The following is a 13,870-nucleotide window of genomic DNA, read 5'->3' on the forward strand; positions in this document are numbered from 1 at the left end:
GAGAGGAAGCCGGTGCGAATCCGGCGCGGTCCCGCCACTGTCACCGGGGAGCACCATCCCAGCGATGCCACGGCCCATGCGGGCTGGAAGGCGGGGTGGCGCGGATCCGGGAGCCAGGAGACTCTCGCCGCCGGTCGAGTCGAGCCAGGGCGAGGACCCTGAGTGAGGACACCGCCATGCGTGGCTGCGCTGCCGTATCCGCCCCCTGCGGGGCTTCGTTTCCCGTCGTCGTGGATGTGTGCGCCGGGCCCGTCGCGTGAAGCGGACCGTGGGCGTCCAGACCGGCGGCGCCGTCGCCGGATTCGTCGCGGACGCGCTGCTCGGGGACCCGCGGCGCGGCCACCCTGTCGCCGCCTTCGGCCGGGTCGCAGGCGCGCTGGAGCGACGGATGTGGCGCGATCACCGCGGCGTGGGGGCGCTGTACGTGGCCCTGTGCACGGGCGGCGCGGTCGCGATGGGACGTGCCGTGAGCGCGGCCGTCGAGGCCACCGCGGGCAAGAGCGCGGCGCGCAGCGGAACCGCACGACACAGCCAGGCCGCGGACCCGGGCGCGAACTTCGGACCCAGCGCGGTCGCGGGGCGCAGCGCGGTGGCAGCACGCGACGCGGTCGCAAGGCGTAACGCCGCCGCAGAGCGCGACGCGGCCGGCAAGGGCGCCGCCGCGGTGACGGCCGCGGCCACCTGGGCGGTCCTCGGTGGTACGTCCCTGACGCGGGAGGCGCGCGCCGTGGCCGCCGCGCTGGAGGCCGGGGACCTGGCGCTGGCCCGCGCGCGGCTGCCCGCGCTGTGCGGGCGCGACCCGCAGGGGCTCGACGCACAGGGCGTGGCGCGCGCGGTGGTCGAGTCCGTCGCGGAGAACACCTCGGACGCCGTGGTCGGCGCCCTGGTGTGGGGCGCGCTGGCGGGCGTGCCGGGGATGCTCGGCTTCCGGGCGGTCAACACACTGGACGCGATGGTCGGTCACCGCTCGCCGCGCCACCGCAGGTTCGGCTGGGCCGCCGCCCGGCTGGACGACGCGGCGGGGTGGCCCGGGGCGCGGCTGACCGCCGTACTGGCCGCCGTGGCCGGGCCGGACCCGCGCGGCGCCGTACGGGCGTGGCGGGCGGACGCGCACCGGCATCCGAGCCCCAACGCGGGCCCGGTCGAGGCGTCGTTCGCCGGGGCCCTCGGTGTGCGGCTCGGCGGGACGCTCTCCTACGGCGGACGCGTCGAGCACCGTCCGGTCCTGGGCGAGTCCGGCCGCCAGGTGCGGACGGCGGACATCGAGCGCGCGGTGCGGTTGTCGCGGCGCGTCGGCGTCCTGGCGCTGGCGGTCTGCTGCGCGGCCGGTGCCGCGCGGGGTGCGGCGAGTGGGACGAGGCGGCGCCCTCGGGGTGCCGGGAGCGCGGGAGGCGCACGGTGAGCGGGGGCGGCGCGGGCGGACTGCTGGTCGCGGGGACGACCTCGGACGCCGGCAAGAGCGTGGTGACGGCGGGCATCTGCCGCTGGCTGGTCCGCAAGGGGCTGCGCGTGGCGCCGTTCAAGGCGCAGAACATGTCGCTGAACTCCTACGTCACCCTCGACGGTGCCGAGATCGGCCGGGCGCAGGCCATGCAGGCGGCGGCGGCCCGCACGGAGCCGAGCGCGCTGATGAACCCGGTGCTGCTGAAGCCGGGCGGTGACCGCACCAGCCAGGTCGTGCTGCTGGGCAAGCCGGTGGGCGAGATGTCCGCACAGGGCTACTTCGGCCGGCACACCGGCGGAGCCCAGGGCGTGCGGTTCGGACGGCGCGAGGAGCTGCTGGAGACGGTGGCGGGCTGCCTGGAGGAGCTGCGGCGTACCCATGACGCGGTCATCTGCGAGGGCGCCGGCAGTCCGGCCGAGATCAATCTGCGGCGCAGCGACATCGTCAACATGGGCCTGGCGCGGGCCTGCCGGCTGCCGGTCGTGGTGGTCGGCGACATCGACAGGGGTGGCGTCTTCGCCTCCTTGTTCGGTACGACGGCGCTGCTGGCGCCCGAGGACCAGCAGCTGGTGGCGGGCTACCTGGTGAACAAGTTCCGCGGTGACGTGACGCTGCTTCAGCCGGGTCTGGAGATGCTGCGCGGGCTGACGGGCCGGCCGACGCTCGGGGTGCTGCCGTTCCGGCACGGCCTCGGCATCGACGAGGAGGACGGGCTGCGGGTCTCCCTGCGGGGCGCGGTGCGGGAGTCCGCCGTCGCGGCTCCGCACGGTGCCGACGTGCTGCGGGTGGCGGTGCTCGCGGTGCCGCTGATGTCGAACTTCACCGATGTGGACGCGCTGGCGGCCGAGCCCGGCGTGGTGGTGCGCTTCTGCGACCGCCCCGAGGAGCTGGCCGACGCCGACCTGGTCGTCGTGCCGGGCACGCGCGGGACGGTCAGGGCGCTGGAGTGGCTGCGCGAGCGCGGCCTGGCGGACGCGGTGGCGCGGCGGGCCGCCGAGGGGCGTCCCGTGCTGGGCATCTGCGGCGGCTACCAGTTGCTCGGCGAGCGGATCGAGGACGAGGTCGAGTCGCGTGCGGGGCTGGTGGACGGGCTCGGGCTGCTGCCCGTACGGGTGCGGTTCGCCCCCGGCAAGACCCTCGCCCGTCCGCACGGCACGGCGCTGGGCGAGCCGGTGGAGGGCTACGAGATCCACCACGGGGTGGCCGACGTGCACGGCGGTGAGGGCTTCCTGCGCTCGGCGGGCGGCGCGGAGCTGGACGGGTGCCGCGTGGGGTCCGTGTGGGGCACCCACTGGCACGGTTCGCTGGAGTCGGACGGCTTCCGCCGCGCCTTCCTGCGCCGGGTCGCCGCCGACGCGGGCCGCGCCTTCGAACCCGCGCCCGACACCCGGTTCGCCGCCCTGCGGGAGGAACAGCTCGACCTGCTGGGCGATCTGATCGAGGAGCACGCGGACACGGCGGCGCTGCTGCGCCTCATCGAGGACGGGGTGCCGGAGGGGTTGCCCTTCGTGCCGCCGGGGGCGCCGTGACCGTGCGCCCTCCCCCGGACAAGCGCGCCCTTTCCCAGACATGTTCGATCGAAGCCACTCGAAGGAGTGACCGCGTGACGCCTCCCTATCCCTTCACAGCCCTCGTCGGCCAAGCCGACTTGCAGCTTTCCCTCCTGCTCAACGCCGTCTCCCCGGCCATTGGCGGCGTCCTGGTGCGCGGCGAGAAAGGCACGGCGAAGAGCACGGCCGTCAGGGCCGTCTCGGCGCTGCTGCCCGACGTGAGGGTCGTGCCGGGCTGCCGCTTCTCCTGCGACCCCGCCGCACCCGACCCGGACTGCCCCGACGGCCCGCACGCGGGCACCGACCCGGACGCGGCCGAGGCACGCGCGGCCCGCATGGTGGAGCTGCCCGTCGGCGCCTCGGAGGACCGGCTCGTGGGCGCGCTCGACATCGAGCGGGCGCTGTCCGAGGGCGTGAAGGCGTTCGAGCCGGGGCTGCTGGCGGACGCGCACCGGGGCGTGCTGTACGTGGACGAGGTCAACCTCCTCCACGACCACTTGGTCGACCTGCTGCTCGACGCCGCCGCGATGGGCGCCTCCTACGTGGAGCGGGAGGGCGTCTCCGTACGGCACGCGTCCCGCTTCCTGCTGGTGGGCACCATGAACCCCGAGGAGGGTGAGCTGCGACCGCAGTTGCTCGACAGGTTCGGGCTGACGGTCGAGGTGGCGGCCTCGCGGGAGCCGGACGAGCGGGTGGAGGTCGTGCGGCGCCGGCTGGCCTACGACGACGACCCCGCCGGTTTCGCGGCGCGCTGGGCCGACGAGGAGCGGCGGCTGCGCGAGCGCATCGTGGCGGCCCGCGCGCTGCTGCCCGAGGTGCGGCTGGGGGACGCCGCGCTGCGGCAGATCGCCGCGACCTGCGCGGCGTTCGAGGTGGACGGCATGCGCGCCGATCTGGTGATGGCCCGTACGGCGACGGCGCTGGCCGCGTGGGCGGGGCGCGGGGAGGTGGAGCAGACGGACGTACGGCAGGCCGCGCTGCTGGCTCTCCCGCACCGGCGCAGGCGCAACCCCTTCGACGCGCCGGGGCTGGACGAGGACAAGCTGGACCGGACGCTGGAGGAGAACGCTCCCGAGGAGGACGGCGGCCCAGGAAACGACGGGCCCGAGGGCGACGGGCCCGGGAGCGAGGGGCCGGACGACGGCGGTGGCGACGGGCCCGACGGCGGCCCCGGCGGCGGCATCCCCCCGCAGACCCACCCGCACGACGCGCCACAGGACGCCCCGCACGAGGGGACGGGCAGCGAGACGACCGGCCCCGAAGAGGCCGCTGTCCCCGAGCAGGCCGACGGGTCACCGTCACCGTCCGGGCAGCCCTCCAGCGGGGAGGCCGCCGGGGAGCCCGACCCGCGAGCCCAGGCCGCGGCGCAGCCCACCGCTGAGACGGGCGAGCCGTTCAAGGCGCGCGTTCTCACCGTCCCCGGGCTCGGTGAGGGCGCGGCCGGGCGGCGCTCACGTGCTCGCACGGCGCACGGCCGCACCACGGGGGCGCGCCGCCCCCACGGTGCGCTCGGCAAGCTGCATCTGGCGGCCACCGTGCAGGCGGCGGCGCCGTACCAGCGCGCGCGGGGACGCAGCGGCAGCGGCCTGGTGGTGCGCCGCGACGATCTGCGGGAGGCCGTGCGGGAGGGCCGCGAGGGCAACCTGGTGCTGTTCGTGGTGGACGCGTCGGGCTCGATGGCGGCGCGGCAGCGGATGAGCGCGGTCAAGGGCGCGGTGCTGTCGCTGCTGCTGGACGCCTACCAGCGGCGGGACAAGGTCGGCCTGGTGACGTTCCGGAGGGAGGAGGCACAGGTGGCGCTGCCGCCGACGTCGTCCGTGGACGCGGCCGCCGCCCGGCTCGAGTCGCTGCCGACCGGGGGCCGCACGCCGCTGGCGGCCGGGCTCTGGCGGGCGCGCGAGGTGCTGCGGGTGGAGCGGCTGCGGGACCCGGCGCGGCGCCCGCTGCTGGTGACCGTCACCGACGGGCGGGCGACGGGCGGACCCGAGCCGCTGGTGCGCACCCGGCAGGCGGCGGGCGCGCTGGCCGCCGACGGGGTCGCCTCGGTGGTCGTGGACTGCGAGGCCGGACACGTACGGCTGGGGCTGGCGGCCCAGCTGGCCGCCCAACTGGGCGGCGAGAGCGTCACGCTGGACGCGCTGCGCGCGGACGCGGTGGCCGACCTCGTCCGCCAGACCACGGATGCAAGGGATTCCCGCACCGCACGGAGGGCCGCGTAATGCCGAAGGGGCAGCCGAGTGTCGTACCCGCTGACGGCCTGACCACGCGTCAGCGCCGCAACCGGCCGCTGGTCGCGGTGCACACGGGGGTCGGCAAGGGGAAGTCGACGGCCGCGTTCGGTATGGCGCTGCGGGCGTGGAACCAGGGGTGGCCGGTCGGGGTGTTCCAGTTCGTGAAGTCGGCCAAGTGGAAGGTCGGCGAGGAGCGTGCGCTCAAGGTGCTCGGCGGGACGGGCGAGGGCGGCAGCGTGACGTGGCACAAGATGGGCGAGGGCTGGTCGTGGATCCAGCGCAACGTCGCCGACGGCGAGATGAGCAGCGAGGCGGCGGCCCGCGAGGGCTGGGAGCAGGTCAAGCGCGATCTGGCCGCCGAGACCTACCGGATGCTGGTGCTGGACGAGTTCGCCTACCCGATGCACTGGGGCTGGGTCGACGTGGCGGAGGTGGTGTCCGTGCTGCGGGACCGCCCCGGTACCCAGCACGTGGTCGTCACGGGCCGGAACGCGCCGCGGGAGCTGGTCGACGCGGCGGATCTGGTGACCGACTTCTCGAAGGTGAAGCATCCGATGGACGCCGGGCAGAAGGGCCAGAAGGGCATCGAATGGTGACCGTCGCGCAGGGTGCCGCCGGGGGCGCCGCGTGATCCGCACACCGCGGCTGGTGATCGCGGCGCCGTCCTCGGGCAGCGGCAAGACGACGGTGGCGACCGGGCTGATGGCCGCCTTCGCCGCACGCGGTCTGACCGTCTCGCCGCACAAGGTCGGGCCCGACTACATCGACCCGGGCTACCACGCGCTGGCGACCGGCAGGCCGGGGCGCAACCTGGACGCGTACCTGTGCGGCCCCGAGCGCGTCGCCCCGCTGTTCGCGCACGGCGCCGCGGGGGCCGACCTGGCCGTCGTGGAGGGCGTGATGGGCCTGTACGACGGCGCCGCGGGGCAGGGCGAGCTGGCCTCGACGGCACACGTGGCCAAGCTGCTGCGGGCTCCGGTCGTGCTGGTGGTGGACGCCTCCTCGCAGTCCAGGTCGGTCGCCGCGCTGGTGCACGGCTTCGTCTCCTGGGACCCGCAGGTGCGGGTCGCCGGCGTGGTGCTCAACAAGGTGGGTTCCGACCGGCACGAGGAACTGCTGAGAGAGGCGCTGGAAAGCACCGGGGTACCCGTGCTGGGTGTGCTGCGCCGCACGAAGGTGGTGCGGGCGCCCTCCCGCCATCTGGGCCTGGTGCCGGTGGCCGAGCGGCGCGCGGAGGCCGTCGAGGCGGTGGCGGCGCTCGCCCGGCGGGTGCGCGAGGGCTGCGACCTGGACGCGCTGCTCGCCCTGGCGCGGCAGGCACCGGCGCTGCCCGGGAAGGCGTGGGACCCGGCGCACGAGGCGGGGGCGGTCGCTTCCCGCGCGCCCAGGATCGCCGTCGCGGGCGGCGAGGCGTTCACGTTCTCCTACGCCGAGCACGCGGAGCTGCTGCGCGCCGCGGGCGCCGAGGTCGTCGGCTTCGACCCGCTGCGCGACGAGGCGCTGCCGCACGGGACGGCGGGTCTCGTCGTCGGCGGCGGCTTCCCCGAGGTGTACGCACCCGAGTTGTCCGAAAACCGATCCCTGCGCACACAGGTCGCGGCCTTCGCAGGACCTGTCGCGGCCGAGTGCGCCGGGCTGCTGTACCTGGCGCGGGAGCTGGACGGCAAACCCATGTGCGGGGTACTGGACGCGCGAGGACGCATGGCGGAGCGGCTCACACTGGGCTACCGCGAAGCGGTCGCCGTGGCCGACAGCGCCCTCGCCGAGGCGGGCACCCGGGTACGCGGCCACGAGTTCCACCGCACCGAGCTGGTCCCCGGCGCCGGCACGGTGCCCGCCTGGGGGCTGGTGCGGCCCCAGCGGCGTACCGAAGGCTTCGTCCAGGGCCAGGTGCACGCCTCCTACCTGCACGTGCACTGGGCGTCCTCGCCCGGATTGGCGGGCCGGTTCACGGCCGCGTGCGCGCGGCGGCAGGAAGCCGGGAGCGCCGCGTGAACCCGCTGGGACCGCCCCGGGGCGGCGGCGCTGCCACGGGCGCAGGCGCGGGTCCGAGGCTCCTCACCGTCGGCGTGGGCACCTGCGCGGGAGTGGCGGCCGAGGAGGTGCTGGACCTGGTGCGGGGCGTCCTGGCCGCCGCCGGGCTGACGGAGGGTGACGTGGCGGCGCTGGCGACCGTGCAGGCCCGCGCGGAGGAGCCCGGACTGCTGGCCGCCGCCCGCGCGGCGGGGCTGCCGCTGCTCGCCTACGACGCGCGCGCCCTGGCCCGCGTCCGGGTGCCGCACCCCTCCGACTTCTCCCGTACGGCCGTGGGCACCCCCTCCGTCGCCGAGGCGGCGGCGCTGCTGGCCAGCGGCGGCGGCGACGGCTCCCACGTCCGAGGCGGCGCCCCGGTGCTGCTGACGCCCAAGACGCTCTCACGGCCGCGCGGCGGCGGACCCGCGCGGGCGACCGCCGCGCTCGCGGCGATCGCCGTGCCGGGGAGGGACGGATGAGCGCCTGCGAGCCCACCGTGCACGGTGCCCCCGGCCGCGCGGACGCCGGCCCCGCGCCTTCCGCCACCACGCTGCGCCACCACGGGGACGCGGAGGTGCGAGGCGACGGCGCCGCCTTGAGAGACCTCGCCGTCAACGTCCGTACCGGCACTCCCCCGGCCTGGCTGAAAGAGCGGCTGGCCGCCTCGCTGGGCTCCCTCGCCGCCTACCCGGACAGCGGACCCGCGCGCCGGGCGGTCGCCGCGCGGCACGGGCTCGCGGAGGAACAGGTGCTGCTGACGGCGGGCGCGGCGGAGGCGTTCGTCCTGCTGGCCCGCGCCCTGACCGCGCGGCACCCGACGGTGGTGCACCCGCAGTTCACCGAACCTGAGGCCGCCCTGCGGGACGCCGGGCACCAGGTGCGGCGGGTGCTGCTGCGCCCCGAGTGCGCCTTCCGGCTGCGGCCCGAGGACGTCCCCGAAGAGGCCGACCTGGTGGTCGTCGGCAACCCGACCAACCCGACCTCCGTGCTGCACCCCGCCGCCGACCTGGCGCGCCTCGCCCGCCTTGGGCGCACGCTGGTCGTCGACGAGGCGTTCGTCGACGCGGTGCCGGGCGAGCGCGAGTCGCTCGTACCGCTGCTGGACGGGCTGCCGGGCCGCACGGTCGTGCTGCGCAGCCTCACCAAGACGTGGGGGCTGGCCGGACTGCGTGTCGGCTACGTGCTCAGCGACCCGGACACCGTGCGGACACTGGCCCGGCACCAACCGCTGTGGCCCGTCTCGGCGCCCGCGCTGACGGCCGCGCAGGCGTGCAGCGCACCGGAGGCGCTGGCCGAGGCGGAGGCGGCGGCGCACCGGTTCGCCCGGGACCGCGCGCACCTGCGCGAGCGGCTGGCCGGGCTGCGGAGCGCCGGCGTCCGCGAGGCCACTCCCGACCCGCGGGGCCCGTTCCTCCTCGTCGGCCACCCGCGGGCGTTGACCGTACGGGCACGGCTGCGCGAGCTGGGGTTCGCGGTACGGCGCGGCGACACCTTCCCCGGGCTGGGCACCGAGTGGTTCCGGATGGCGGTACGGGACCGGGAGACCAGCGACGGCTTCGCCGCGGCGCTCGGCACGGCGCTGGAGTCGCTGCCCGCCGGCCGCTGAGCGGCGCGGCGGGCAGGACGCCCCCTCCCCGCCGCGCCCGGCACCTGATCGAATGAGGGCAACCACCCCACCGTCCACCCCAGGAGGTCTGGAATGCCCGCCACCCTGCGGCACCCCGGCACCGTGCTGACCGACCACGTCTTCGCCGTACCGCTGGACCACGACCGGCCGGACGGCGAACAGATCGAGGTGTACGCGCGCGAGGTCGTCGCGGCGGGGCGCGAGCGCGAGGAGCTGCCCTGGCTGCTGTTCCTCCAGGGAGGCCCGGGATCGGGCTCGCCGCGCCCTGTCGGGCAGGCCGACTGGCTGGCGGCGGCGCTGCGCCACTACCGGGTACTGCTGCTCGACCAGCGCGGCACAGGACGTTCCACGCCCGCCAACCGGCAGTCCCTCGCGGCACGCGGCACGGCCCGTCAGCAGGCCGCGTACCTGGCACACTTCCGCGCCGACGCGATCGTCCGCGACGCCGAACTGGTGCGCGAGCGGCTGCTGGGCAAGGACGTGCGCTGGTCCACGCTCGGCCAGAGCTTCGGCGGCTTCTGCACCCTGGCCTACCTCTCGCGCGCCCCGCACGGCATCCGCGAGGCGTTCGTGACGGGCGGACTGCCGGGGTTGCGCGTCAGCGCGGACGACGTCTACCGGGCCGCCTACCCCCGGGTGGCGGCCAAGAACGCCGCCCACTACGCCCGCTACCCGCAGGACGTCGAGGCGGTCAGGCGGATCGCCGCGCACCTGGTAGAGCACGAGGTGCGGCTGCCGGACGGAAGCCCGCTGACGGTGCAGCGCTTCCAGTACCTCGGCATGCTGCTGGGCCAGGGCTCCGGCTCACACGTCCTGCACTACCTGCTGGAGAGCGCGTGGATCCGCGGCGCGAGCGGGCCCGAGCTGTCGGACGCGTTCCTCGCCGGCGTGCACGGGCAGGTGTCCCTCGCGGCGAACCCGCTGTTCGCCGTGTTGCACGAGGCCGCCTACGCCCAGCGCTCCGTCAGCACGCAGGGCACCGGGTGGGCGGCGCAACGCCTCCGCGGCGAGTTCCCCGCCTTCGACGCGGAGCGCGCGCTGGAGGGGGACGGCCCCGTGCTGTTCTCCGGCGAGATGATCTACCCGTGGATGTTCGACCTCGACCCGGCGCTGGCGCCGCTGGCCGAGGCCGCGCACCTGCTGGCCGAACGCGGCGACTGGCCCGACCTGTACGACACCGAGCGGCTGGCGGCCAACGAGGTGCCCGTGTACGCGGCCGTCTACCACGACGACATGTACGTCGACCGCGACCACTCGCTGGCCACCGCCCGCGCCGTCCCCCACGTCCGCACCTGGGTGACCAGCGCGTGGGAGCACGACGCCCTGCGCGTCAGCCGGGGAACCGTACTCGACCGGCTGGTCGGCATGGCACGGGGCGAGGTGTGACGACGGACGGGTAGCGGAAGGGGCGAGGGGCGACGCGACACGCCCGGGAAGGGGCGAGGGAGGAGAGACCCAGGAGCGGATCCTGGGTGAACGGACTGGCGAGGAGGGGCACCCGGTCACTCCACGATCTGGTCCCAGGGAGTGCAGCCCGTTGTCGCAACTCGCCCGTATCGCCCGTATCGCCCGGCACCCCGTCAAGGGGCTGCCCGGCCACCACGTCCCCCAGGCCAGGCTCACCGCCCGAGGAGGCGTGCCCCGCGACCGGATGTTCGCGTTCGCGCGGCGCCCCGTTCCCGCGGGCGGCGCCTGGGCGTCCACCCGGCACTTCCACACCCTCTCCGCCGCTCCAGGACCCGCCGAAGGGCGCGTGCGGATCGACGAGGAGGCAGGCACCGCGACCCTCACCCACCCCACGTACGCGAGCGTCACCGTGCCTCTCGACCCGCACGCGCCGGGGGCCGTCGCCCGCACCGACTGGTTCGGCGGCGCGGAGCTGCACCGCGCGGAGCACGGCTACTGGGACGACAAAGCCACCGTCTCGCTGCTCAACCTGGCCTCCGTCGACGCCCTCTCCGACGTCAGCGGGCACGCGGTCGACCCGCGCAGGTTCCGCGCCAACCTGTGGCTGGCGGACCTTCCCGCCTGGGCGGAACTCGACCTGCCCGGAGCCCGCATCGCCGTCGGCGGCGCCCGGCTGGAGGTGCTGCACCCCATCAACCGCTGCGCCGCGACCTGCGTCGACCCCGGCCGCGCCCGCCGCGACCTCAACGTCCCGGCGGAGCTGGCCACCCGCTTCGGCCACCTGTACTGCGGGCTGCGCGCCCGCGTGGTCGAGCCCGGCACCGTACGCGAGGGGGACCCCGTGGTGCTGCTCGCCCCCGGGCGTCCTGTCCCGCTGCACGGAGGCCCGCAACCCGCGGCGTGGCCGCGGCGGGCCCGCGTCGAGGAGCGCGTCCGGCACGGCAGCGCAGCGCTCAGCCTGTGGCTGGCCGACCCGCTGGCCGAAGAGCGCCCCGCGCCCCTGCCGGGCCAGCACGTCCTCGTCACCGCACACACCGAGAGCGGGCCGGTGTGGCGTGCCTACACCGTCTCGGCGCACGACGCGGGGCGGCTGCGCATCACCGTCAAACACGACCCGGCGGGGCGGATGTCGCCTTATCTGCACCGGCATGCCCACCCCGGCACCCTGCTGACGCTCTCCGGGCCGCACGGCCGCACCGTGCTGGACGACGACACCGCCAGGCCGCTGCTGCTGGCCTCCGCCGGCATCGGCATCACCCAGACCGCGGCGCTGCTGCACGGCTGTGCGGCCGAGCAGCCCGACCGCCGCGTCGAGGTCGTGCACACCGCGCGCGGCCCCGCCGACCTCGCCCTGTGGCCCGAGGTCCGCGCCCTCGCCGCGCGGCTGCCCCACGCCCACGCGCGGCTGCACCTGACGCGTGCCACCGCGCGGGACGCCGAACGCCTCGACGCCGCACGGGGCCGGCCCGTGCTGGACGACGCGGACCCGGAGAGCACGGCCTTCCTGTGCGGCCCCGCGTCCTTCCTCGCCACCGCGCGAGAGGCGCTGACGGCCGCGGGGCTGGCCGACGAACGCGTCCACCAGGAGGTGTTCGCCTCCCCCGGGGCCTGCGACACGGCACCCGAGGAGCCTCCCGAGGGGCCCTTCACCGTCCGGTTCGCCGCGTCCGGACGGACGGCCAAGTGGCGGCCGGAGAGCGGCACGCTGGCCGAGCTCGCCGAGTCCGAGGGGCTGACCGTCCCGTCCGGCTGCCGGGCCGGCGCCTGCCGCAGCTGCAGCAAACCGCTGCGCGACGGACGCGTGGTCTACCCCTCGCCGCCCGCCCTGCCGCCCGACCCCGGCACGGCCCTGCTGTGCAGCGCCCTGCCTGCGAGCGACACGGTCATCGACCTGTGACCGGCCGCCCCTACGCTGTCCGGCCGCGCGCGGTGCGCCACTGACGCACCGCGCTCTCGACGTCGAAGGGCACCAGACGGTGCGGCGGGCCTTCCAGGGGCACGCGGACGGCTGCGTCGATCTTGGCGTTGATCTCCGTGAGGATCGCGCGGACCTCCGCCTCGGACCGGGCCTCGGCAGCCCGTTCGCGGGCCTCCTGGGCCTCCTTGCGCAGCGCGAGAGACGGCGGCAGGTAGGAGAGGTTCTCGTCGCGCATCTTGCGCTCGACCCACCACTGCTCGGTGTAGGGCGCGTCGATGCCGGCCAGTGGCTTCCCGGCACCGGGCAGGTTCGCGAACTCGCCGCGCTCCTCCGCCTCCCGGATCTGCCGGTCGGCCCACGTCTCGAAGTCGACTCCTGGGGGCTTGCGTTCCGTCATGGCGCGTCCTTCGCTTCCGGTTCGCTGCTGGCGGTCGCCGTGGAGCGGGTGTCACCCTCCATGGTCCCAGACGACGAACCGGTGCGGCCCGGACGGTGGAACGACCGGGACTGCGGCGCGCCCGGGGCGCCCGTCAGACGGCCCCGTGCCGCCTGGCAGTGAGGCAGACCTCCTGCACGGCACCCGGCTGCTCCAGCAGCAGCGTCCCGGCCGCCGGCGCCGCGGTGCCGGACAGCCGCGCGCGCCGCAGGCGGCCGTCCCTGCCTCTGCCGTCCGCGTCCTGTGCCGCGTCCACGCCCCGCCCCTCCTGCTTCCGCTCCTGCTGCCGCGTCCAGCCGTCCCAGCGCTTCTTCCGCTGACATCAGCGGAACTGTATGCCCGGTCCCCGCCGACGCGGCCCGGCACCCGCGGCGGACGCCGCCGAGGCGCGGGAGGCGAACGGGAGTCGGGATGGGCGAGACGACGGGAACGCCCGTGCCTGTACGCGAAAACGGCCGACGGGGCATCGGGCCACGGGCCAACCGACCGACGGGCCACGGGCCAACAGGGCAACCGGGCAACAGGACGGGTGGGCAACAGGGCAAGCGGGCCTTCACGGTCCGGGGGGCGCCTGGGCGATGCCGCGTGCCACTCCGAGGTCCACGGCGTCCTGCGGGCGCAGGCGCAGGGCCTCGGCCGTCTCCGGCACCCGGTCGGGGGTGCGTTTGAGGATGGCGGCGGCCGGTTCGGGCGCGATGACGGAGAAGTAGCTGTCGCCGGTCACCCACAGCCGGCCCGGCGCGGCCAGGGCGAGGGCGCCGCCTGAGCCGCCCTCGCCGATCAGGAGGGAGGTGACCGGAACAGCGGCCTCCGCGAGAGCGCCGAACACCTCCGCGAGCGCCGGTCCGGTCCCCGCCCGCTCGTCGTCGTGCCCGTTGGCCGCGCCGGGGGTGTCGATGAGGGTGAGGACGGGGACGCCGAGGCGGGAGGCCAGGCGGATGAGGCGGGCGGCCGTGCGGTATCCGGCGGGCCGGGTGGGGGTGCCGCACTGTGCCGCGTAGGCGATGGACCGGCCCTCGTGCAGCCCGAACCCGCACCGGACACCGGGGTCCACCCCGCCGCACCGGTCGCCGCTGATCTCGACGCGGCTGCCGAAGTACGCGTCCAGGTACGCCTCGGCTCTCGGGCGCGCCTCGGCCCGGGCGCGGGCAACGGCCTCCACGCCGGTGCGGGGCAGGGGCGCGGGCGACCCTTGCGCGGGCTCGCCTGAGTGGGCGCGCTCGGGTGGCCGCGGGGTGCTCAGG

Annotated in this window: 12 protein-coding genes and 1 riboswitch; of the genes, 9 read left to right on the forward strand and 3 right to left on the reverse strand. The window is 76.2% G+C overall.

Annotated features, from left to right (window positions below; all coding sequences use genetic code 11):
• Window position 1: 1 nt before the first annotated feature.
• A riboswitch (cobalamin riboswitch) is annotated at window positions 2-124 on the forward strand.
• 144 nt (window positions 125-268) lie between these two features.
• The 9 genes from AB8Z75_RS09570 (at window position 269) to AB8Z75_RS09610 (ending at window position 12,169) form a co-directional block, all read left to right on the forward strand.
• Window positions 269-1,402: a cobalamin biosynthesis protein gene (locus tag AB8Z75_RS09570; protein WP_369200997.1), complete on the forward strand. Its 1,134-nt coding sequence runs from the start codon at window positions 269-271 to the stop codon at window positions 1,400-1,402.
• Window positions 1,399-2,973, forward strand: coding sequence for a cobyric acid synthase (locus AB8Z75_RS09575; protein WP_369200998.1), 1,575 nt, complete (start codon window positions 1,399-1,401; stop codon window positions 2,971-2,973). The genes AB8Z75_RS09570 and AB8Z75_RS09575 overlap by 4 nt, the downstream gene beginning before the upstream one ends.
• A gap of 74 nt (window positions 2,974-3,047) precedes the next feature.
• Window positions 3,048-5,213, forward strand: a complete 2,166-nt coding sequence (locus tag AB8Z75_RS09580) for a putative cobaltochelatase (protein WP_369200999.1) — start codon at window positions 3,048-3,050, stop codon at window positions 5,211-5,213.
• Window positions 5,213-5,821 (forward strand): cob(I)yrinic acid a,c-diamide adenosyltransferase, encoded by a 609-nt coding sequence (cobO, locus tag AB8Z75_RS09585; RefSeq protein ID WP_369201000.1) that lies wholly within the window; start codon window positions 5,213-5,215, stop codon window positions 5,819-5,821. Before AB8Z75_RS09580 ends, cobO begins: the two co-directional genes overlap by 1 nt.
• A gap of 31 nt (window positions 5,822-5,852) precedes the next feature.
• On the forward strand, window positions 5,853-7,220 hold the full coding sequence (locus AB8Z75_RS09590; protein ID WP_369201002.1) for a cobyrinate a,c-diamide synthase: 1,368 nt from the start codon (window positions 5,853-5,855) through the stop codon (window positions 7,218-7,220).
• Window positions 7,217-7,717, forward strand: coding sequence for a cobalamin biosynthesis protein (locus AB8Z75_RS09595; RefSeq protein ID WP_369201003.1), 501 nt, complete (start codon window positions 7,217-7,219; stop codon window positions 7,715-7,717). Before AB8Z75_RS09590 ends, AB8Z75_RS09595 begins: the two co-directional genes overlap by 4 nt.
• Window positions 7,714-8,844: an Rv2231c family pyridoxal phosphate-dependent protein CobC gene (gene cobC, locus AB8Z75_RS09600; RefSeq protein WP_369201004.1), complete on the forward strand. Its 1,131-nt coding sequence runs from the start codon at window positions 7,714-7,716 to the stop codon at window positions 8,842-8,844. Before AB8Z75_RS09595 ends, cobC begins: the two co-directional genes overlap by 4 nt.
• Before the next feature lie 93 nt (window positions 8,845-8,937).
• Window positions 8,938-10,251, forward strand: a complete 1,314-nt coding sequence (locus AB8Z75_RS09605; RefSeq protein WP_369201005.1) for an alpha/beta fold hydrolase — start codon at window positions 8,938-8,940, stop codon at window positions 10,249-10,251.
• Window positions 10,252-10,402: 151 nt separating this feature from the next.
• The gene (locus tag AB8Z75_RS09610; RefSeq protein WP_369201006.1) at window positions 10,403-12,169 is read left to right on the forward strand and encodes an FAD-binding oxidoreductase; all 1,767 of its coding nucleotides are present in this window, start codon (window positions 10,403-10,405) and stop codon (window positions 12,167-12,169) included.
• 10 nt (window positions 12,170-12,179) lie between these two features.
• Here AB8Z75_RS09610 and AB8Z75_RS09615 read toward each other — a convergent pair whose 3' ends face one another.
• The 3 genes from AB8Z75_RS09615 to AB8Z75_RS09625 all read right to left on the reverse strand — a co-directional run.
• A complete protein-coding gene (locus AB8Z75_RS09615; RefSeq protein ID WP_369201007.1) occupies window positions 12,180-12,587 on the reverse strand; it encodes a DUF1992 domain-containing protein in 408 nt (135 codons plus the stop codon).
• A gap of 133 nt (window positions 12,588-12,720) precedes the next feature.
• Window positions 12,721-12,882: a hypothetical protein gene (locus AB8Z75_RS09620; RefSeq protein WP_369201008.1), complete on the reverse strand. Its 162-nt coding sequence runs from the start codon at window positions 12,880-12,882 to the stop codon at window positions 12,721-12,723.
• A gap of 297 nt (window positions 12,883-13,179) precedes the next feature.
• The coding region (locus AB8Z75_RS09625) for a carboxyl transferase domain-containing protein (RefSeq protein ID WP_369201009.1) at window positions 13,180-13,870 on the reverse strand (691 nt) is incomplete at its 5' end.

Origin of the sequence: Streptomyces sp. PU-14G, from assembly GCF_041028275.1 — a bacterium.
GTDB lineage: Bacteria > Actinomycetota > Actinomycetes > Streptomycetales > Streptomycetaceae > Streptomyces.

What these genes read in the sequence shown, in the direction of transcription:
- cobO (WP_369201000.1), top strand. Translation starts at nt 5,213, where the DNA reads ATGCCGAAGGGGCAGCCGAGTGTCGTACCCGCTGACGGCCTGACCACG.
- cobC (WP_369201004.1), top strand. Translation starts at nt 7,714, where the DNA reads ATGAGCGCCTGCGAGCCCACCGTGCACGGTGCCCCCGGCCGCGCGGAC.
- AB8Z75_RS09605 (WP_369201005.1), top strand. Translation starts at nt 8,938, where the DNA reads ATGCCCGCCACCCTGCGGCACCCCGGCACCGTGCTGACCGACCACGTC.
- AB8Z75_RS09615 (WP_369201007.1), bottom strand. Translation starts at nt 12,587, where the DNA reads ATGACGGAACGCAAGCCCCCAGGAGTCGACTTCGAGACGTGGGCCGAC.